Annotated in this window: 9 protein-coding genes; 5 read left to right on the top strand and 4 right to left on the bottom strand. The window is 37.5% G+C overall.

Annotated elements, in window-relative coordinates:
• Window positions 1-76: 76 nt before the first annotated feature.
• Both ACFING_RS01175 and ACFING_RS01180 read right to left on the bottom strand, forming a co-directional pair.
• Window positions 77-1,282: an ATP-grasp domain-containing protein gene (locus tag ACFING_RS01175; RefSeq protein WP_375629281.1), complete on the bottom strand. Its 1,206-nt coding sequence runs from the start codon at window positions 1,280-1,282 to the stop codon at window positions 77-79.
• Window positions 1,279-2,469: a hypothetical protein gene (locus ACFING_RS01180; protein WP_375629323.1), complete on the bottom strand. Its 1,191-nt coding sequence runs from the start codon at window positions 2,467-2,469 to the stop codon at window positions 1,279-1,281. The genes ACFING_RS01175 and ACFING_RS01180 overlap by 4 nt, the downstream gene beginning before the upstream one ends.
• Before the next feature lie 1,126 nt (window positions 2,470-3,595).
• Here ACFING_RS01180 and tmk point away from each other — a divergent pair.
• Window positions 3,596-4,144 carry a dTMP kinase gene (gene tmk, locus ACFING_RS01185; RefSeq protein ID WP_375629284.1) on the top strand — a complete coding sequence of 183 codons (549 nt, stop codon included), beginning with the start codon at window positions 3,596-3,598 and terminating at the stop codon, window positions 4,142-4,144.
• A gap of 600 nt (window positions 4,145-4,744) precedes the next feature.
• A complete protein-coding gene (locus ACFING_RS01190) occupies window positions 4,745-5,956 on the top strand; it encodes an MFS transporter (protein ID WP_375629287.1) in 1,212 nt (403 codons plus the stop codon).
• 318 nt (window positions 5,957-6,274) lie between these two features.
• Here the strand turns inward: ACFING_RS01190 and ACFING_RS01195 are convergent, their stop codons facing one another.
• Both ACFING_RS01195 and ACFING_RS01200 read right to left on the bottom strand, forming a co-directional pair.
• Window positions 6,275-6,544: a hypothetical protein gene (locus tag ACFING_RS01195; protein WP_375629290.1), complete on the bottom strand. Its 270-nt coding sequence runs from the start codon at window positions 6,542-6,544 to the stop codon at window positions 6,275-6,277.
• A 2-nt stretch (window positions 6,545-6,546) separates the two neighbouring features.
• Window positions 6,547-6,993: a hypothetical protein gene (locus tag ACFING_RS01200; protein WP_375612874.1), complete on the bottom strand. Its 447-nt coding sequence runs from the start codon at window positions 6,991-6,993 to the stop codon at window positions 6,547-6,549.
• Window positions 6,994-7,487: 494 nt separating this feature from the next.
• On the opposite strand from ACFING_RS01200, the gene ACFING_RS01205 reads away from it, so the two are divergent.
• The 3 genes from ACFING_RS01205 (at window position 7,488) to ACFING_RS01215 (ending at window position 22,674) form a co-directional block, all read left to right on the top strand.
• Window positions 7,488-7,994, top strand: coding sequence for a helix-turn-helix domain-containing protein (locus ACFING_RS01205; RefSeq protein ID WP_375629326.1), 507 nt, complete (start codon window positions 7,488-7,490; stop codon window positions 7,992-7,994).
• 1,067 nt (window positions 7,995-9,061) lie between these two features.
• On the top strand, window positions 9,062-16,279 hold the full coding sequence (locus ACFING_RS01210; protein ID WP_375629293.1) for a Vomp family autotransporter: 7,218 nt from the start codon (window positions 9,062-9,064) through the stop codon (window positions 16,277-16,279).
• Between the two features lie 632 nt (window positions 16,280-16,911).
• On the top strand, window positions 16,912-22,674 hold the full coding sequence (locus tag ACFING_RS01215; protein ID WP_375629296.1) for a YadA-like family protein: 5,763 nt from the start codon (window positions 16,912-16,914) through the stop codon (window positions 22,672-22,674).
• The last annotated feature ends 160 nt before the right edge of the window (window positions 22,675-22,834 follow it).

Genomic DNA, 22,834 nt, shown 5'->3' on the forward strand with positions numbered 1-22,834 from the left:
TTCCATTTTTCATATTTGTCTATATTTTCAATTGACTGCGCTTCTGAATCCATGTTTTCCTCCCAATTGCTGTATTTTATAAGAAATTGCTACGAATGATCCTCTCCAAAGCTGATAATTCATCATCACTGTGTCCCCAAATTGCTATAATAGCTGGGCAGGTATTTAAATCGATGGTTAGGGGGAGGGGCTCATTTTCTTTAAAAAAGAGCATAAAATGAACCACATTTTCCCAAGAATGAAGCTTTTGCCGCCATACATTAACATCTTTTATAATATGACCGTCGATCTCGTTGATAAGGAAGATAATACGCCCTTTTTTCTTAAAGCGACTTGGTGTTTGCGAAAACACGCCTGCAATAAGGTTAACGGAGCTTTCAAGTAAATCATCTTCATAGCAATGTGCGAACAAGGTGGGTGCAATTCCTCCGTGGAGTCGGGCTCCTACTTCAATCATCACTGGACCACGAGCTGTTTGCATGATTTCCATATGCGCAGGTCCATATTCAATTCCCAGCACGCGAATGCATTGTTTTGCATAAGAGATAAGAGGGGCATAAGAGGGATCTTGAGAATCAAGTACATCAAGCGTTTCATAAACAAAAGTACTTCCATTATGAATACCTTTTTTATATCGTGACAAACTACATATTTTTATAGCCTCTCCCTTTACAACGGCATCGACGATGTATTCCTCTCCCTCCAATCTTTCTTGGAGCAAATAAGCCTCGTTAGGTGCGTCAAAAATATTTTTTTTCTTCCAGTCGATTTCAGAGGTCCACGTTACTACTTCCTCAAGATTAGAGAAAAATAAAACACCATCACTCCCTGCAGAATCATTTGGCTTTACCACATAGCCGCTGTGGCTTTCAAAACCATCGAAAGTACAATCGTTTTTTGTAAGAATCTTTGATCGGATGTAAGATAAACCATTTTCACAAAGGCGTTTTTGCATCGCTGCTTTTTTCCGTCGCCAATCGGTAGTCAAGGGGTTATTCCCAAGACAACCATAATAAGCCGCCAATTTCTCTGCACAATAGATACCTCTTTCGGCACCCGCTATTACAGCCTCTATCGTGCCGATAGGAAAGCGTTTCTTTATCTCATCGACACTATGAAGCTTCGCTTCTGCCATGCCCTTTCCCTGATAAGAAAGCATATAGTGTGAAAAAGGAGCTGCTTGAGAGACAACACCATAACAAGCATAGCCTAATTTTTGCAAAGCAGGGCCATAGAGGGCACCCGTGGAGAAAGGGTCGACAATAAGAATAGGTTTTCTCATACTTTGTTCCGCTGCGATAAAAGGAAAAGAACATAAATAAAGATTATCAACCCTATAAGGGGCAGAAGATAAACAGCTGCTTGAGGACCCATAAGGGCAGAGCTTGTAAGAAGACCAAGAATGACATAACCTGCCGATTGGGAGAGAGTATAAAGCATGCCGCTATAGCTTCCCACCAGCTCTGCTTGAGCCTCTGTTTTGGTCGCTTCAATCGTATGTTTGCGGGCATTAATTCGCATGGTATTCATTGAAAAGCCAATAAAAAAGCAAAAGACCACAGCCAAATAGGGCGATTGTGTGGTGCTAAAAATAAGATCAGCCACGCTCAATATAAGGGCTGGGAGAATAAATTCAAAACGAGGGATTTTGATAAAAGCAGCCAAAAAAGCGCCCATGCCCGCAACCGCACTGCAAAGCCCATAGTATTCAGAGCCAAAATTTTTCACACTCTGAAAAAGAATGGTTGCCAGCGTATTATAAGCGCAAATATGAAAGCCAATAAGTCCTATGCAGACGCATAAAAGTTTAAGCTCACGGGAGAGTCCATCCGCTTGCGGTGTAGGTGCTGGCTTCTTACCAGTTGCAAGTGCTGTGGTATCTGTAGCGTTGTATTCATCGCAAAATATAATATATCCGGCTATAAGGCTTATAATGATGTCAAACACACAAAGTGTCACAATCAAACCATTATAACCGATTTCAGCCGCTGCCCCTCGAGGGCTGGTCGCTTCTAAGAGATAACCACTTAGTGCTGCTCCCAAAAATGCGCCAATTTGCACCACTGTTTGCATAATGCGGGAAGCCTTTTGGGCGCTAATATAACCACTAAGTGCTAGTTTAGTATTATAAGTCTCGAGTGTGCTTAAGGTAATCAAAGAGAGATAGCCGATAGAGATAGAGACAGCGATAAAACCAAAGGGGGAATCAGCGTAATGGAAAAGAGCAATCAATAAAAGAAGGCTATAGATAATGATCCGCCTTTTGTATAAATCGACCAACCGCAGTGAGGCTTTAATGCGCACAAGACCGCTTTTTTTCAAAAGATAGGGCATAAGGGTGCCCAAAGCCATGGTTACGCCCAGGAAAACCGATGAGGATGTTATGCGATAAGCATTCCAAAGATTACTTAAAAATAAAACCATATCAGAAAGATACAGCAGGACAACAAGCCCATAAAACCGAAACATCAGTTGTTTGTGCACATTATCCCCCCATGTTAAATACACATGCTATACATTATACATTTTTACAAAAAGCTAATATATGTGTTGTTAGGCATGTCAAGTTTTTTCGATAGAAGCATGATACAGATTTGAACGATAACGTTTATCATAGGGATAGCTAATTTTGGAGAAACTGAGAGCGGAGGCGGTTGGTATTTTTACTGTATCTCTTGTGAGGTGCTTTTCCAATGAGGAGTTTCTTCGCTAAATGACCAGTATAGCTATGTTCTTGGGAGGGCTGTGTTTGCACTCTTAAGATTTCCTCCATTTATACTCAAGGTTTAGGTTTTTCTATTGACCGTTGTTAGATGTTGTTGTGACAATAAACTTCGTTATCTATCAGAAACATTTATGGCATTAGCGCTAAGGTATTGTATTAAAACCTTTACATGGTAGTCTGTCTGATAGAGAGGTATTATTGGTTCAGTTTTAGGAGGCTTTATTACGGCTGATTTGGGCGTCGTCGTTGTTTGAGGTCTTATTATAATATTCTTAATTTCAGTTTATGAATATACCGAAAAATATAGTGAAACATTTGATTTAAACGCTTTTGCAAGGCATATTTCAATATCTCAGCGATGTTTTCCAAGAATTGCTCTGCTGCTTTTTGACGGAATTGAATATCAAATGCTTATAGCGAGGGCAGTGGTTTGAGAAAAGATAGAGTTGATTTCATTAGATTTCTATGTAGTGCAATCCAGTACCAGCTCTTAAGGGACAATAATATACTGAGATCGAACTCATTTCTATACATTTACACGACGCTATAGGAGTAATCCTCAGAAACTCTACTAGAATTCGTTAAAAAATGGCAGGTTATGGAGTGTGATCAAAAAATATATTTTTTACAAATACTTAATCTCATTTTAAGTTGTCTAAAATATAACCTTATCTTAAAACTAAGTCTATATACCGCCATTTATCATAAAGTTAATAAGTTATACAAAATGCGGGAGTATTGTGTTTTTCTATTTAGAGACGAGTTAAAAAACACCTTATTAAACATTAAGAGATTTCAGATATAAAACAATTTAACTTATGGAAAGTATATAGACAAAATGTATCTTGATAAAAAAGTTTATAACTCCATGTGGTCTTCAAAGAAATTGCTCGCCATTACTCAACAGAAAAACATATAATAAGAACTTCTCAACCCAGTTATTGGTATAGAAATAATCCAGAAATTAGAGATTACTTAGATACTGGAAAAGCAATTGATCCGTTACTTTTAGCACTTTTAGCAGCGACAGATAGACGCAAACATACGCTTGAAATTATTGAACCTTCCTTAACGTCATCGCAAAATTTATTAATTAGCGATCGATATGTTTATTCTAGTCTTGCTTATTTTTATGCTCGAGAGCTTTCTGTTGAAAGTGTCGTTAAATTAAATCAATCTATTCCAAGACCTCATATTACATTTTATCTTCATTTACCGCCCATTACTATACTGGAACGGTCGCAGAAAAGGGATGGTTTAAACTTAAAATATGAAGAAAAACTCTCTTTTATTGAAAAAATTTACAAAGTATACAAAGTTTTATCGGAAATAGATGAGCGGTTTATAACAATTGATGGAACTACTCCTGTTTCTTTAATTCATCATCAAATACGACATCATATAGATAAGTTTTTTTGATTATGAATAAAATCATTTATTAATCAATTTATCCACGATAAATCCTCCTTTATGTATTCTTACTCTAAATCTGAAACTTTAGAGATGTGATTGCAATAATTTAACTGCTCAGGAAAAATATCACGTTATATATTTTAATTAGAAAACTAACTGTAATGGGCTTGTTTTAAAAGATTTAGAGAAGGGGAGTAGAAAAATTAGCAATATTTATTGTGAGGATAATAGTATGTTTATTCTTTTAGAGACGAAGTGTGGTGATAGAAGAACGACATGGAGGAATATACTCGAGCATATTTTAGTGCACAGAATAATAAGGACAATAATGTGAGTGAAGCTTCCATACCGTAAAATTGTTTCACATATGTATAAAGGTGTAGCTTCTGAATAAAACGCACATAAAATATTAATTTTGTTTTTGTCCATAAATGTTCCGTTTTCATAGAAGAATTAATCATAAAACAGCACAAAGATTGTAAAAGCCTCAAAAAAGAAATTTTGCTTTCTTAAATTTAATGATCTAAAATAAAAATTGTAAGAATGCCTGTTTTTAAACAGGATGTATCATGCATATCGACTGGTATTCATTTTAGAGGATAATTTATGTTCACTTCAAATTTGAAGGAACGCATTGCTTTATTTGAAAATAGAACTTTTCTCTATTTTACTTTGAGCGGCTTATTTGCTACATTTGGAAGTGGACTAAATTATATTACATTGTCATGGCTCGCTTACAATCAGACGGGCTCAATCCGTGGTGTAGCGTTGATGATGCTTTTTCTTTGGACGCCTGGCATTATTTTTGCGCCTATTTTTGGCATATTGGCAGATAAATATAACCGTAAAACGCAGATTATTATTTCAAATCTTGTGAGAGGTTTGGTAATTGTAAGCTGGGTAATGCTTTGGCATTTTGGTATAGAAATTGAATTGATGGTCTTATCTGCTCTTTTGGGTATTTTTATCCCTTTTTATATGCCATCAGCTATTTCTTTAATTCAAAGTATTGTGCTGAAGGAACAGCTCATCAATGCAAATGCAACCATCGATATGGTTTATGAACTTGGCACTATCGTAGGTATGGGCTTAAGTGGATTTATACTGTCCTATGCAGGAACAAAAGGAACTCTTCTAATAGGTGGTATATTCTTTATCATTGCTGGTTTATTTAATTTTGCAATGAAGGTACCTAAAAACCGAAGATCTAAAAAACAAAACCAGCAAAATTGGTGGGAAAATTATACAGCATCCCTTCATTATTTTAAACAGAATCCAGCTCTTGTTGTACCTTATATAAGCCAGATGATTATTATGACTCTTTTGATGACCGTTCCTGTTATTCTCGTTCCTTATATACAAGAGGTTTTACATGCGGATAACAGGACCTTTGCAATATTTGAGGTGCTTTATTCTATGGGTGTATTGACAGGTGCGTTTTTTTCACCACTTCTTTGTAAAGTTTTATCCATAAGGAAAACATTAGCCATTTTATTAGCTTTTATGGCTATTGGCCTTGCTATTCTATCTGTTAATACACACAATTTTGTTGTTTTTCCTGTTTACTTTATGATTGGATTTGGACTTTCGAGTTGGGCTCTTTCGATTTCTTTATCACAACTCTCTTGTGATCCTGAATACCAAGGAAGATTGCAGGCAAGTTTTAATGGTATCTCTGGATGCTTGATCCTCGGAGTCTATCTCATCATGGCAAGCGATAACAGTAACATATCACCTCAATCGATATATTTTTTTCAAAGCATTGTTGCGTTTGTTGGAATACTCATAGTGCTGTTTTATAAACATGAAAAACAATAAATTACGTTTAAGAGTGGTCAATATACGCTATTTTTAAACATTTACGCTGCAGCACATTTCATATTTTGCTTTTAAAGGAGAGTTGAGAAAATGTAAAAGTTGGTGCTTAATGAACAAAGTATAAATTGATGTATGCTAGAGAATACTCTCTATTTTTTGATAATGATCTAAAAGAATTGATGCGTTTCTTTAATTCATCTCACTGTTGTTAAGAAGACGAAAACGTAACACTTTAAATCTTCTTGAAAGTTTTTTGTTTAAGCGTAGTAGAAAGTAAAGCAATGAGGTAATATCGTATCATATGGGGAGAGTATTGTATTATTTTTGTTTTTCAAAATCCATATGAAAAATTGTATCAATTTCATCTTCACTGGAATGAGTATTTCTACGACGATGCAAGGTTTGCACAATCTCTTTTTTAAAAACAGCATCTGTTTCACTTAAACGGTGAATACTGAGTTCCAATTCAAGAGATAACGCCAAATCCACGCACAATTTAAGCTCTTCTCCAATGTCGAAACCGCGTTGATAGTCGTCATAAAGACCAACCAGTGTATCAGATAATTCTTTATCGCATAAAGAGGTCATGCTTAATTCCTCAACGTTGCGGGTTTCCATGCAGCTTTTTTAAGTATCACTCCACTATCATCACTTAAAATTGCCATGTATACGAACCTCATGGTTTTGTCAATTTTCTGTAAAATACGCGCTTTTAAATCAAAGCCTATTAAAGATTTTATTACTCCAAGATTTTGAAGCGCCCAATTGTAAATATGGATGGCAATGTGTTTACTATAGAATTTATAGCATTTAAAATACATTGCCAAAAGGCTTTTAATATGCGTAGAGGAAGAGTATTCTGACGATAAACCAAACACCCTGAAATCTCTATTGCCAGTTACAGCTAAATCAGTGCTATTAATATATAAAATAAGCAAACAGGGTTTGTAAACGTCTAACTTTTTAATAACGAGTGATAATCTCATTTTTTGTAGAATACCAATTATTTTGCCTATTTTATATTGATTTTTAGACATTGATAAACTTTTTACCTTATAAAAACCTATGGGAAATGCATTAGCATATTTTTGTAATAAGATTTCAGTGGTATATTACACAGCATGAAATGAAGAGAATCGTATTAGGCTTTTTGCTTTTGAAAGAATATGACTGCAACTTTTGAGAAAGCAGTTGGCAAGAATTGGCTTGGCATGCAAACTGATAGAGTTGGCAGTGGCGCATTTAGTTTTTTCATTGGCCTGTGTCCAAATGTTTTTGACTCTGGAAAATAACCTCTGATAGGCTTGAGTTTTTCCAAGGTTATATTACAGGGGCGCAGCTCAGAAAAATACCACGGCGATTGCATTTTTTGTAATTGTCATAATTTTCGCTCCTGCTTAAATGGATGCTGTAACATCCGTTTTTGTGGGGTTATGTATGTGATAACTGCTCTTCTTAAGGGGCAGTAATGATAGATGTAAATCAATATAATTATTTAGTCAACAATTATATTGATTTTGGAGTGTTTTTTTTGGCTCGTCCGGAAGCAAAACCTAAAACTGAGTTGGCAAAACGTTTTCGTAAAGTGCGTCACGCTCTTGGTTTTACAGAGCGTAAGCAGTTTGCTGAACATCTTGGTATCACTGCTGGCTCTATAGGAACTTATGAAACTGGTATAAGTGAGCCTACAGCCTCTGCGCTCTCCAAATATCAAGAAATTTGTGGTGTTTCATTAGATTGGCTAGTAACGGGAAATGGCGAGATGTTTTCAGATATGGCAAAGGCAAAAGCAGCTGGTTTTAAACCGCAGGCGATTCCTACTGGGCTGATGAAAAAGCTTGGACATTTAGCTTATACGACCTATCATGATGCAAAAATAACACTTTCTCCTGAAGATGTTGCGGAATTAGCAGCAGAGCTTTATGGAAGATTGCAAGAGCTTATTCAAAACCTCAATGATATAGAAGAAGTCGAAGCCACTTTGCCACTTTTAAAATTACATTTAAAGCGTAAAATCGAAACTGAAAAGCACATCTAGAAATTTCATAAGATACGAATGAACAGCCTTTTAAAAAATAAAACTTTTTTGGTTTTCTGCTGTATAACCAAGTTTGGAATGTGAAGATCTCACGATCTTCGAGTCTCTTATTCGATCTGAAAAACGAGAAACTATCATTATAAATCAATAGACTGTTCTGATTAAAAATAAAACGGTTCATAAAAAGAATGACGAGTAGTGATACAAACAAAATTTCTTCAAAAGGAAGCGAGTATAGCATCATTCCTGAAATATTTGTTGGTTGAAGAAAAGATACGGACAACAGTGAAAATACAGTGGGTTCTGTGAGAGGAAAGAGTTTAGAAAACAGCTTCTTTTCGGTTTGTGATATTAAAAAATTTATACAATAGTGAAAATACAATGACGATGTTTTGTTCCTATAGAAGGGTAACAGATATATAAGAGAGAAGAACGAAAGACTATTTATAGATGCGCTTTTGTCTTTTTATGAAGATGATAAGATGAGTACGTTAAAACTTTTTACAGAGCGTGCATCATTATATTTAAGACAGATTTCTTTCAAAGAGATGTATAGTATATTGAAACAGTTTACCTCGCAACAAAAAGTGAGATTATGATGATAATCATTATCTATTACATTGTGCGATAAGTTAAAAAAATCATAAATTTGTGCTTATAAGAACAGCTAATTTATTGAGAAGTATTTTTACAAATTTATAAAAAATTATTTTTACACTCTTGCCATTCTTCTGATGCGCTTTATTTGAAAAGTAGAATTGCTCTTTAGTGAAACTATTTTTGTTAAGAGATAAATCGCAGTGTTTTTGAATGGAGATTACGGTATATTTTCAAAGTCTTGTGTTTTTATTTATTTTTTAGCTTGAATCCCTCTAGCTAAAAGGGTTGGGGACTTTTCTAGATTCGATGTTGTTGCAGAGATTTTAGGTCGATGCCGTAATAAATAGCGGTGTCGATGGGAGGGGTTTTTCTTGATTTATTGGTTTTTGAAGTGCGCAAACTAAGGGGTTTGCCATGTGTGTTTTCACGCGTTGTGATGATGTTGAACTCTGTAGGAGGAGATTCTTATGAAAAAAAAATATTCCCCACCAAATTTAATTAAAGCTTTTTCTCTCAGCGCGGCAATGGCCACACTCTTATCGAGTGTTTCTCCTGTTGTTGCTTCGAATCTCGCGATAACGGGTGACAAAACTATGAGCACGAGTGGTTCTGGTGTGTCTTATGACCATGGTAGCCATGGCAGTATTGTTTTTGCGGGTGATGATAATTACTGTGGTGTGGATAATGTCATTGGTCGTGGTGGCAAGCAACAGGAGTCAATTGCTAGTACTAATCAAATAACCGCAGAGCAGCAATATGATAGATTTACCAAAAATACAAATTTTTCTGGTCGTTATCCTTATGGCGTGACCACTGATAAGGTCACTTGGAGTGGTGATAGTAATACGAGCAACAGCAGCACTGGTTATATGGGGAAGCTTACAGGTGGTAGCACGAGTGCTATGCCTGAGGCTTATGGTGTGTATTCTTTTGCAACCGGTTGTGGATCTGCTGCAACAGGGAATTATTCAACAGCATTTGGTGCGGGTGCAACTGCAAAGAGTGGAGGAGCACAAGCTTTTGGTGTTTCTGCTCTTGCGAATGGAGCGGCAAGTGTTGCCATAGGGATTGGATCGGAAACGGTAAAAAGATCGTCTATCGCTATAGGTGGGCTTTCAAAGGCAGATGGCATTGATAGTATTGCGTTTGGTAGCAGCGCGGCTACAGGTGGTCAAGATGCGATTGCGATAGGTTATGCCGCTAAAGCCGGCGCGCAAAATGCGGTTTCAGTTGGTTCAAGTACAAAAGCGACTGGTAAAAGTAGTTTGGCTCTAGGCTATAAGGCAAGTGCATCAGGAGAATTAGCAGTTGCTATTGGTGGACTTGCAACCGGTATCCACGGCATTGCTATGGGGAATAACGCAGAAGCGAAGGATCAAGATACGATTGCGATAGGTTATGCTGCTCAAGCTCAAACAAAGTATTCGATTGCAATTGGTCCAAATGCACAGGTGATTGCTGGAGACGGAGTTGCTTTGGGTGGAGCTTCCGTTGCCAGTGTTGTTAATAATGTTGCTGGTTATGATCCTGTAAGTAACAAAAATTCACAACAAAACAATGGTGCATGGAAAAGTACAAAAAGTGCAATCAGTGTTGGAAAAGCTGACGGTAGTATAACACGCCAGATTACTGGGTTGGCGGCTGGTACTGCAGATACTGATGCCGTCAATGTGGCACAGTTGAAAGCTATGAGAGCTGTCGTAGAAGGAGCAGGGGGATGGAAGTTATCTGTTAACGGTGAAGCTGCTGTGGATATTCTGCCTGGTGAAACAGTCAATTTTGCTGGAGCTGAACTTGAGAATTATGAAAACAAGAACATTAAAATTGTAAGAAAAGATGATAAAACAGTAGAATTTGATTTGAATGACTTCATTACAGTTGGACGTGTACAAGCAGGAAAAACCCAATTAAGCGACCTTGGTTTCGTGATTACTGGTGGTCCGCGTATGACTGGTAGCGGTATTTTTGCTGGTAATAAACAAGTTTATGGAGTGGCAGCGGGGAGTGCAGAGACTGATGCGGTTAATGTTGCACAGCTGAACGATGTAAAAGAATTGATATCAAAGGCGGGAGGAAGCTGGAAACTTTCTGTTGATGGTAACAATGCTACAGATGTTGGGGCAGGAAGTACAGTAGATATTGTTGCGGCAGTGAGCGGGGACGGAAGCAAAAATATCAAGATTGAAAAAGATAATAATAAAGTCACATTTTCTTTGAATGATACTCTTAAGCTTACGAGTGTCACGACAGGCAACAGCATTATGAATAGTGAAGGCTTTATTATTGAGAATGGGCCAAGAATGATTTTGGATGGTATTTCTGCTGGAAATAAAAAGATTACAGACGTAGCAGCAGGGAAAAGCGATACCGATGCAGTCAATTATGCGCAGTTGAGCGAGGTAAGACAATTGGTATCAAAAGCAGGGGGATGGAAGTTATCTGTTAATGGTGAAGCTGCTGTGGATATTCTGCCTGGTGAAACAGTCAATTTTGCTGGAGCTGAACTTGAGAATTATGAAAACAAGAACATTAAAATTGTAAGAAAAGATGATAAAACAGTAGAATTTGATTTGAATGACTTCATTACAGTTGGACGTGTACAAGCAGGAAAAACCCAATTAAGCGACCTTGGTTTCGTGATTACTGGTGGTCCGCGTATGACTGGTAGCGGTATTTTTGCTGGTAATAAACAAGTTTATGGAGTGGCAGCGGGGAGTGCAGAGACTGATGCGGTTAATGTTGCACAGCTGAATGAAGTAAAAAATCAAATAGCAGGAAATGGTCTTGTTAAATGGGATGAAGAACAGAAACTTATCACCATTGGTAAGGAAAAAGATGGTACGAAAATTGATGTTGCAGGCAGTGGGGGAGACCGTAGTATTTCTGGTGTAAAGGCCGCAGAGAGAGACAATGAAGCCGTTAATAAAAAACAACTCGATGGTGAAATTGCAACTATTACTGATACTATTAACAATATTAAGGAGGGTGGTGCTTTTGCAGTTCTCTACGATAAGAATGGTGATAGCAGTGTTAATTATAACAGTGTGACTTTAGGTGGCGGTAAGACTGGTGGGCAGGTAGCTCTGCACAATGTTAAAGATGGCAAAATTGCTAAAGATTCGCATGATGCTATCAATGGGAACCAAATTAATACAATATCCGGAGATATTGCAAAGTTTTTTGGCGGGGGTACTGTATTTCAAGATGGTTCTTTTTTAGGACCAAGATATAATTTATCTACTGTTTCTGCAGATGGTACTGTAGGACAGAAGGTACATACTGATGTTGGCTCAGCGTTGACAGGACTTGATGACAATGTCAACAATGTGAATAGCCGCTTAACACATGTAGCTAATGAGTTTACTCAGAAAATTGAGGGCGTTTCTAAAGATTCTCTATTGTGGAGTAATGATGAGCAGGCATTTGTAGCACAGCATGGAGACGGAAAAACCAATAGCAAAATTAAATTTCTTTCCAATGGAGATATTACTGAAAATTCAACCGATGCAGTGAATGGTTCGCAGCTCTTTGCGACTAATCAGAATGTTAACACTGTTACAAATAATCTGGCAACAATTGCTAAAAATATATCAAAGTATTTTGGTGGTGGTGCAGACGTATCTAACGGTAAGGCTCCCACTTACACTATTCAGGGTAAGCCACATAATGATTTTGAATCTGCTTTTAGTACTGTTGATAATTCTATCACGAATATACAAAATCAGATTACGAATGCGACAAAAAATAGCCTTGTTAAGCAGGAGGAAAATGAAGGTACTATCACTGTTGGTAAAGCAACAGGTGGGACTAAAATCAATGTTGCAAACAAATCTGGTGATGCTCGTACAATTTCTGGTGTAAAAGCTGCAGAGCGAAATGATGAAGCTGTTAACAAAGCCCAGCTTGATAAAAGTATAGAGAAGATTTCTAATGATATTAATCTTACAAGTGCTGCTGCAGTTCTCTACGATAAAGAAAACGGTACCGTTAATTATGGTAGCGTAACTTTAGGTGGGGTAGATAACCAAGGCCCCGTTGCTCTTCATAATGTTAAAGATGGGAAAATTGCTGAAGATTCGCATGATGCAATCAATGGGAACCAAATTAATAAAATATCTGGAGATATAGCAAATTATTTTGGTGGTGGTGCCTCGTTTGAAAATGGTGCCTTTAAAGGACCAAACTATAGTTTATCTGTTATTGTTGAAGATGGTCAGGTGGCAAAAGCCAATTATCATGACGTTGGCTCAGCTTTGAGTGGTCTTGATGCAAATGTGAAGAGTGTGAATACGCATCTGACGAATGTAGTAAAAGATGTCAATGAAAAAATCACGAATATTACACAAGAAGTCAAAGGGGACGCTTTGTTGTGGAGTAATGATGAGCAGGCATTTGTTGCTCTCCACGGAGAAGGACAGAAGACAAACAGCAAGCTTACCTCTCTTTTGAATGGAGACATTTCTGAAGATTCAACGGATGCAGTAAATGGTTCGCAGCTCTATGAAACTAACCAAAAGATTAGTAAGTTGGGTAATGGCTTTGACGGTATAAGTACAAATATATCGAAGTATTTTGGTGGTGATACAGATATAGCTAACGGTAAAGCGCCAACCTATACGATTCAGGGCACTACACATAATGATGTTAGTTCTGCTTTTAGTTCTGTCAATAATTCTATCACGGAGATTTCTAATCAGATTTCCAATGCGACAAAAAATAGCCTTGTCAAGCAAGAGGAAAATGAAGGGGATATCACCATTGGTAAGGAAAAAGGTGGAACGAAAATTGATATTACAGGCAGTGGAGGAGCTCGGACTATCGCGGGCGTGAAAGCTGCAGAGAACGATGATGAAGCAGTTAATAAAAAACAACTCGATGAAAGTATAGGAAAGATTAACAACAATATTGAGAATATAAGTGCCTCTGCGGTTCTTTACGATAAAAATGATGATAGCACTGTCAATTATGAGAGTGTAACTTTAGGAGGTAATAAGGTTAACGGGCAAGTTGCTCTTCATAACGTCAAAGATGGAGAGATTTCCGATCAATCGCATGATGCAATTAATGGTAGCCAGATTAATAAAATATCCCAAAACGTTGCTGAATTTTTTGGTGGTGGGACCTCATTCGAGAATGGAGTCTTTAGAAAACCGAGATATAATTTAACTACTATTGATGAAAATGGTCAGGTAAAACAGCGGGAATATAATGATGTTGGATTGGCTTTGTCAGGGCTTGATACAAATATCAGACATGTTAATCATCATTTAGTCCTTTCAATGAAGGACGTTGCTTCTTATTTTGGTGGTGGTGCTGGATATGATGAAAATGGAGAATGGTATGCTCCTACTTTCAAAGTTTCTCAGCGTAATGAGGATGGCACTATTGTTGAGAAAAAGCATCATAATGTCGCTGATGCTTTTGAGGGTGTCGATAATTCTATCACAGATATTTATAATCAGATTAATAATGTAACAGAAAATAGCCTTGTAAAGCAGGAGGGAGAAGATAGTCTTATTACTGTGGGTAAAGCAACCGGTGGTACTGAAATCAGCCTTGTAAATAAAGATAAGCAAGAAAGAACACTTTCCGGTGTAAAAGATGGAGAACTTTCTCAAACATCAACGGAAGCGGTAAATGGTTCACAGCTTTTTGCTACGAATAAGAAGGTTACAACTGTTAACAATGATCTCAAAACAGTCGCTCAAAATACATCGAAATATTTTGGTGGTAGTACAGATGTATTGAACGGTATAGAACCAGCTTTCCTTATTCAGGGGGAGACCTATCATAATGTTACGGAAGCGTTTACAGGTGTTAATACTTCTATCACAAATATTGATAATAAGATTTCCGAAGTGGTAAAAAATAGTCTTGTTAAGCAAGACGGAGTTTCTGCTCCTATCACTATTGGTAAGGATACAGCTGGTACTGAGATCAATATTGCGGGATATGCTGGTGTAGCGCGTTCTATTTCTGGTGTTAAGGCAGCAGAGAAGGGTGATGAAGCTGTTAACAAAGACCAACTTGATAAAAGCATAAAGGATATTACTAAAGATATTGAGACAGTAACTGCTGCTGCGGTTCTCTATGATAAGAATGACGATAATAGTGTTAATTATGGTAGTGTAACTTTGGGCGGCGATAAGAACAACGGACCAGTTGCTCTTCATAACGTAAAAGATGGTAGCATTTCTGAAAATTCCAACGATGCAATCAATGGTAGTCAGATTAATAAAATATCAGCAGATATTGCAAAGTTTTTTGGTGGTGGTGCAAAGTTCATTAACGGTGCTTTTGAAGGGCTGAAATATACTTTATCCGCTATTGTAGGTGGTGAAGTAGGGAAGGCTAATTTTTACAATGTTGGTGATGCTTTAACAGGTCTTGATAAAAATGTTCAAGATGTGAATCAACGCTTAACGAATGTATCCAATGAGTTTAACCAGAAAATTGAAGATTTCTCTAAAGATGCTTTACTGTGGGATGATGAGGAAGAAGCATTTGTGGCACGTCATGAAAAAGATGGCAAGAAAACAAACAGCAAATTGAAGTATCTTTTAGATGGTGAGATTGCTCAAGGTTCAACAGATGCCATTACGGGCAACCAACTTTATTCCATGAATAACCAACTTGCGAATTATTTCGGTGGCGGTGCCAAATATGAGAATGGCAAATGGACAGATCCTACTTTTAAGATTGTTCAAGTCAATGCTGATGGTACGACTGTTGAGACAGAGCACCATAATGTCGCTGATGCTTTTGGTGACGTCAATAAAAATATGTCAAATATTAATAACCGTATTGATGATGTCATCAACAAGGTCGATTCAGATGCTTTAAAGTGGAATGATAAAGAAAAGGCCTATGATGCTGGTCGCGATGGAAAGCCGAATAAAATTATCAATGTAGCTGATGGTAAAGTTGAAAAAGGCTCGAAAGATGCCGTCAATGGTGGGCAACTTTGGGAAACCAATGAACGTGTTACTGGTGTCGAAAAAGATGTGAAGCATCTTACCAACAGAGTTGATACCATTTCCAATACGATTGCTGATATTGGTGATACAGTTATCAATATTGATGCCAAAGTTGATAACATCAATAATAGAGTTGACGGCATTGAAGAGGATGCTGTTCGTTATGATAGAGATGAAAACGGCAAAAAAACCAATAAAATCACATTAGCGGGGGGGGATGCCAGTGAACCTGTTCTGATTGATAATGTAGCTGATGGTAAAATTGAAAAAGGCTCGAAAGAGGCTGTAAATGGTGGTCAACTTCATGATTATACTAAAGAACAGATGAAGATTATTCTTGATGAATCCAAGCAGTATACAGATCAACGGGTTAATAATATTGTGATTGATGCGATTGATGATGCTGTTGATCGGGCTAAGCAATATACAGATATGAAGTTTGATGTCTTAAACTATAGTATTGAGAGTGTGAAAAAAGAGGCTAGACAAGCAGCGGCTATTGGTCTTGCGGTGTCTAACTTACGCTACAATGATACACCTGGAAAATTAAGCGTTGGATTTGGTACTGGTTTATGGCGTAGTCAGTCTGCATTTGCCTTTGGTGCAGGTTACACCTCAGAAAATGGAAAATACCGCTCTAACATATCCGCAACAACTTCTGGAGGTCACTGGGGTGTAGGTGCGGGATTCAATATGACATTGAATTGATAATAAACAAAATACATAAAAACTCCTTCTCACCCCTGTCTCATGAGGCAGGGGTGAATTGTTGTTAGGTATGTAAATATATATATATAAATTGATAAGCGCTAACGATAAATACAGGTTTAAAAAACAGAAAAACCGGACGCTTTCAACAAAATGAACTTCTTATTTCAAAATAAGATAATGAGTTTTTTCATAAATTATAAGTTTATTATTTTCTTCTTTAATTTTTAAATCTGAAAAATCTGTAGCACTCTACAGATAAAAAAACCTTTTGCTCTCTACAAATCTATTAAAAAGCTTTCTACTAAGACAAAAATCTCCATTCAAATGTATTTCAACTTTACTGGAAGAAGCTATAAAACAATACGCTAAATTAACTCTACCCCTTGCAAAAAACAACAAATAAGTTTAAAGGTTAAAAAAAACCAATCACCACAAAAAAATTTACTTTCTTAGGAAATGTAAAAGAGCAAAACGCATTAACCATAAAACCTAAAACACAACGTCTCTATCTTTTCAGTCAGGTACTAAATTTTTGAATACGTTTAGAAAAACCAATTTTGGAGGACCTAATAGCGTTTAAATGTGTCTTTTTTGTGTTTATAGTTATTTCTTTCATTGGGGAGTTCATTATGAAAAAATTATATACAAAATTAGCAGGGAGCAATTTAAAATTTTCTCGTTTTCCTTTTATTAAAGTCCTATCCTTGACTTCAATAGCGGCACTTTTAGCCAGTGTTTCCCCTGTTTTTTCGAATGATTTGGATTCTTCTAGTTCATCACAGGAAAATTATTTAACAGCGCTGAATGTTGCTTTGACATTCAAGGTAAGTGCTGCTGATGACTATGAAAATTTTTTAACCAAAACTCTTACTGGTGTAAGTAATTATAGTCCTATAGTGAATGTTTTGGCAGAAACCAGCGATTCGATACGTTCAATTGATATGAATGCTGGAAGTAAAAAAATAACAAGAGCAGCTTTAACTCCAGGAGTTGTAAAGGGAGATCAGATAACTAGGGATGATTTGGGTAATCCTCTTGTCTATGGTGAACGAGCTCAGGGAGAAGCGCATGATGCTATTGTTTTCGGGCAAGTAGCGCAGACAAAGGCTGACCAAGGGATTGCTATCGGCTTAACTGCTTTAGCTGGTAGTAGTAGAAATACTAAAAATAGCATTGCAATCGGCTCTTCTCTAACCGATAGTTCTGATGAAAAAGAGAGAACAGTTTCATTTGGTGATTTTTCAATAGCCTTCGGTAGTAAAGCACATAGTTATGCAAATGAAGCGATTGCTATGGGGTACAATGCATATGCAAAGGAGCAGGCGACGCAGGGAATTGCTATAGGCGCTAGCTCTAATGTGACGGTTGCGGGAGGTGTTGCTCTAGGAAGCGATTCTATATCCGATAGGGCTGCTGGTGAGTTTGGCTACACTTCTTTGTTGCAGGGTCCTGCAACAAACATCGAGGCGCAATGGAAAAGTACGCGGGGCTCAGTTAGTGTTGGTGATTATAGTAAGGGTATAACCAGACAAATTACAGGCGTAGCTGCTGGTTCTAATGTTACCGATGCAGTGAACCTTAGACAGTTGCAGGACTTAGAACAAGTTGTAAGACAAAACGGTTGGAAATTCTCTGTTGGAGATAAAAATGCTACCACTGTTCTTATGAATAGCGCGGTAGATTTTTCCGCTAGAAGTAGCAACCTAAATATTACAAAGGGCGAAGATGACAATAAAGTAAAATTTGATCTGGCGCAAGACATTGCACTGGAGAGCGTAAAGACAGGTACAAATACCTTCGATGCCACGGGCTTAGTAATTACTGATGGTCCGAAAATAACCACCGGTGGTATTGATGCTGGAAATAAAAAGGTAACGGGTGTTACATCTGGTGATCTTAGTGCAGATTCACAAGAGGTGGTAAATGGTAGTCAGTTGAATGTTGTAGCTACCCATATAGCTGGATATTTAGGCGGTGGTGTTAAATTTACGAATGGTCAATGGGATAATCCAGAGTTCAAAATTAAAACTTTAAATCCTGAGACGAATGAGATTGAAGAAGAAAGTTTTCCAAATGTAGCCAAAGCCTTTGAAGGTGTGGGTAAGTCTTATGTAAATCTTCACAATGAGATTAAAAAAGCTACCGATGATAGTGTCTTTAAATGGCATGCCGAAACGGAGAGCATTACAATTGCTGCCAGTGAGGGAAAAGGTGGGCAAGAAAGTATTGCTATAGGTAAGCTTTCAAGTGCAACTGCCAACAATGGTATTGCATTAGGTGGTTCTGCAAATGTATCTGGTGAAAATAGTATTGCATTAGGTGGTTTTGCAAATGCATCTGGTGAAAATAGTATTGCATTAGGTGGACTTTCAGCTGCAACAGCTAAAAATAGTATTGCATTAGGTTCAAATGTACAAGTACTTCCTGAGGGTGGTGTTGCTGTGGGTTATAAATCTGTTTCTCGTAACTCAGTGTCCGCAGTTGGCTATGATCCTTCCATAGGGAGCCAGTCAACGGATGATGGTGTGATATGGAAGAGCACTCAAGGAGCTTTTAGTGTTGGTGATACTCCGAATAAGATAACACGACAGCTTACAGGTGTAGCAGCGGGTTATGCAGACACTGATGCCGTCAACATTGCACAGCTGAAAAAATTAAGAGAATTTGTAGCACAAGGGTGGACACTTTCTCTTAATGATAAGGCTGTTTCAAACTTTCAGCCGGGTGATATATTAAATTTGGTTTCTGGAAGCAAAAACTTTGAGATTAAAAATAGTGATACAACAGAAAATAAAGACAAAAAAATAACATTTGATTTGGCACAAGATGTCACATTGAACAGTGTAAAATTAAAAGACGTCACTTTAGATAAAACGGGATTAACCATTGAAAATGGTCCCAAAGTAATAGCGGATGGTATTGATGCTGCAGGTAAAAAAATAACAGGTCTTGCGGGTGGAGATCTTAGCACAAATTCGACAGATGCCGTTAATGGTGGCCAGCTTCATACAATCACTGGAGATTTATCAAAAATTTTAGGTGGAGATGTATCCTTTGATGGAACAAACTTTAAAGTACCAGAGTATAAATTATCGAATATTGATGAAAAAGGTGTTGTAACAGATAAACCGCATACCGATGTTGGTTCTGCCTTTAAAGGACTTGATGATAATATCAAGAATGTGAACGCTCGTATTAAGGAGTTTGAAAAGGACATCTCTTCGAATAGTTTAAATTGGGATGGCAGTGTAGGTGATGATGGTGCCTACAATGCTGCTCATGGTGAGAAGGATGCGAGCAAGATTGTTAATGTCGCTGATGGTAAGGTAGAGAAAGATTCGCACGAAACTATAACAGGTTCCCAGCTTTATGCACTGGGCAACAAAGTTGCAGAATATTTTGGCGGCGATGCTACGTATGAGAATGGCATATTGAACAAACCAACCTTCAAACTCAAAGTTTTCAACTTAGAGAGCAATGAAATTGAAGTTGAAGAAAAAAACTACAATAATGTAGCGGAAGCCTTTGACGGAATTGATAAGAATTTCCAGAGTGTGAATAAGAATGTGCAGAACATCGTTAATGATTTTAATGACAAAGTCACGAATATCAAAGAATCTGTCCAAGGCGATGCTCTGTTGTGGGATGGTAAAGAACAATCCTTTGTAGCCAAGCATGGGGAAAAAGATGGAGAAAAGGAAAACAGCAAGATCACATCACTTGCCGCTGGTTCTATAATATCAGCTTCGAGTGATGCGATTAATGGCGATCAGCTTCATGCAATCACTGAGGATTTATCAAAAATTTTAGGTGGAGATGTATCCTTTGATGGCAAAAACTTTAAAGTACCAGAGTATAAATTATCGAATATTGATGAAAAAGGTGTTGTAACAGATAAGCCGCATACCGATGTTGGTTCTGCCTTTAAAGGACTTGATGACAATATCAAGAATGTGAATGCTCGCATTAAGGAAGTCTCAGAAGGAGTTGCACAAGATTCTTTATCTTGGAGCGATGCTGACAAAGCTTTTGTTGCCCAGCATGGGGAAGGTGATGACAGAAAGGCAAGTAAAATCACATCGCTTGCTGTAGGAGATATTACGAAAGAATCGATGGATGCCGTAAATGGTTCTCAACTTTATTCACTGGGCGATAAGGTTGCAAAATATTTTTCTGATGACGCTGAATATAAGGATGGGGAATTGAAAGTTCCTGATTTTAAGCTCAAAATTATCAATGATGATGGCACTGAAGCTGAATCAAGCTATAAGAATGTATCAGATGCATTTTCAGGTGTGGGTAAACTTTTCACAAAGGTTCAAACTGCGATCAGCGATGTAATCAGTAATTTGCTTGTTACGAAAAATGAAGATGTTATTAACATTGGTAAAGGAGTAGAAGGTAGTGAAATCAATATCGCAAACAAGGGTGGTAAGGATCGAACTCTTTCTGGTGTAAAGGCGGCAGAAAAAAACAATGAAGCCGTGAACAAAGAACAATTTGATAAAGGTTTGAAGGATCTTTCTGATACCCTTCTGTCTGATAGTTCTTCTGTTGTTCTTTACGATAAAACAACAGATAATCAAACTGATTATACAAATGTAACTTTTGGGAAAGGGAAGGATGCTACACCTGTTGCGCTCCATAATGTAGCCGCCGGATCGATTGCGGAAAACTCAACGGATGTTATCAATGGAGGGCAGGTTCACATCCTTTCAATGGATATAGCAAAATTGTTGGGTGGAGATGCTGAATTTAAGGATGGTGCTTTTAAAGGGCCAACTTATAATTTATCCAGTATTGATAAAGGTGGCGAAGTAACAGATAAACCGCATACCGATGTTGGTTCTGCCTTTAAAGGGCTTGATGACAATATCAAGAATGTGAACGCTCGCATTAAGGAGGTCTCAGAGGGAATTGCACAAGATTCTTTATCTTGGAGCGATGGTGACAAAGCTTTTGTAGCTCTGCATGGGGAAGGTGAAGACAGAAAAGCAAGCAAGATCACATCACTTGCGGCTGGCTCTATAGTATCAGGCTCGAGTGATGCGGTTAATGGTGGACAGATTTATGATCTGAATCAGTCGCTAGCAAAGTATTTTGGTGGTGATGCTAAGTATGATGGTGATGGCTGGGCGCTTCCAGGTTTCAAGATAATGACTTTCCAAGAAGATGGAAGTTTTGAAGAGAAGGATTATGATAGCATTGCAGCCGCGTTTGCCGGTGTAAATAAGGTTTTCAAGAATCTTCATAATGAGATTTCAGGCAACATTGAGCAAAATGCGTTGTTGTGGAGTGATGATGCAGGTGCGTTTATAGCACAGCATGAGAAAGAAGGTAAAAAGGAAAACAGCAAGATCACGTTCCTTGCGAAAGGAAAGATATCAGAAGATTCGACTGATGCGATTAATGGTGGTCAGATTTATACACTTCAACAGACATTTGCCTCATATTTTGGTGGAGGAGCTGGTTATGATAAGGAAGGAAACTGGCAAGGACCAAAATTCACCGTTCAGGTCTTTAATAAGGATGGTACGAAAGGTGATAAAGAGGAGCGTAATAATGTCTCTGAAGCATTTGATGTTGTTAATGACAGCATGAGCACTATCAACGATCGTATAAAAGAAGTTGAAAAGAGTACCTCTTCGAATAGTCTGAATTGGAATGAAGAAAAAGGAAGCTATGATGCATCTCATGTTGATGCTCAGGGTGTTAAGAGTCCAAGTAAGATTATCAATGTAGAGGATGGCAAGGTAGACAGAGATTCAAAAGAAGCTGTGAATGGAGGACAGCTTTGGGAAACTCAGCAAATGATTACAGATCAGGTCAAGGATATTGAAAATAAAGTTACGGAGGGATCTGTACAATACGATAAAGATAAAAAAACGGGCAAAAAGACCAATAAAGTTACATTAGTTGGTGGAGATGACAGTTCTCCAGTATTAATAGCCAATGTAGCCGATGGAAAGATTGAAAAGGATTCGAAAGAAGCGGTTAATGGCGGTCAATTAAAAGATAAGATGGATTTTGTGCTTGAAAATGCCAATAAGTATACGGATGAGCAAGTTTCTCATCTTGTAAAAGATGGAGTTAGTGAGGCTAATTCGTATACGGATATGAAGTTTTCGACATTAAGTTATGCTGTTGAGGATGTTCGAAAAGAGGCAAGACAAGCAGCAGCTGTTGGTTTAGCGGTAGCTGGTTTACGCTATAGTGATATTCCTGGAAAATTAACAATCGCATTTGGTAGTGGTTTATGGCGTAGTCAATCTGCTTTTGCTTTTGGTGCAGGTTATACTTCAGAGAACGGTGATATTGGTTCCAACTTGTCAATTACCACTTCTGGAGGTCACTGGGGTATAAGTACAGGGGTTAATGTGATACTCAACTAATAAACGACTAAATCCATAAAATTGATTTGCCTTTTTCTTATTTAAGAAAAGGGCAAATTTTTTACTTTCTTCCAGAACTCTCTAAAGCTATTCTAAATGTATAAAACTCCCGTAATTATATAAAATCCGAATATAAAAAGCCTATGACAACTTTTGTTGA

Source organism: Bartonella sp. AP150HLJHH, from assembly GCF_042196385.1.
In the GTDB taxonomy this organism is placed as follows: Bacteria; Pseudomonadota; Alphaproteobacteria; order Rhizobiales; family Rhizobiaceae; genus Bartonella.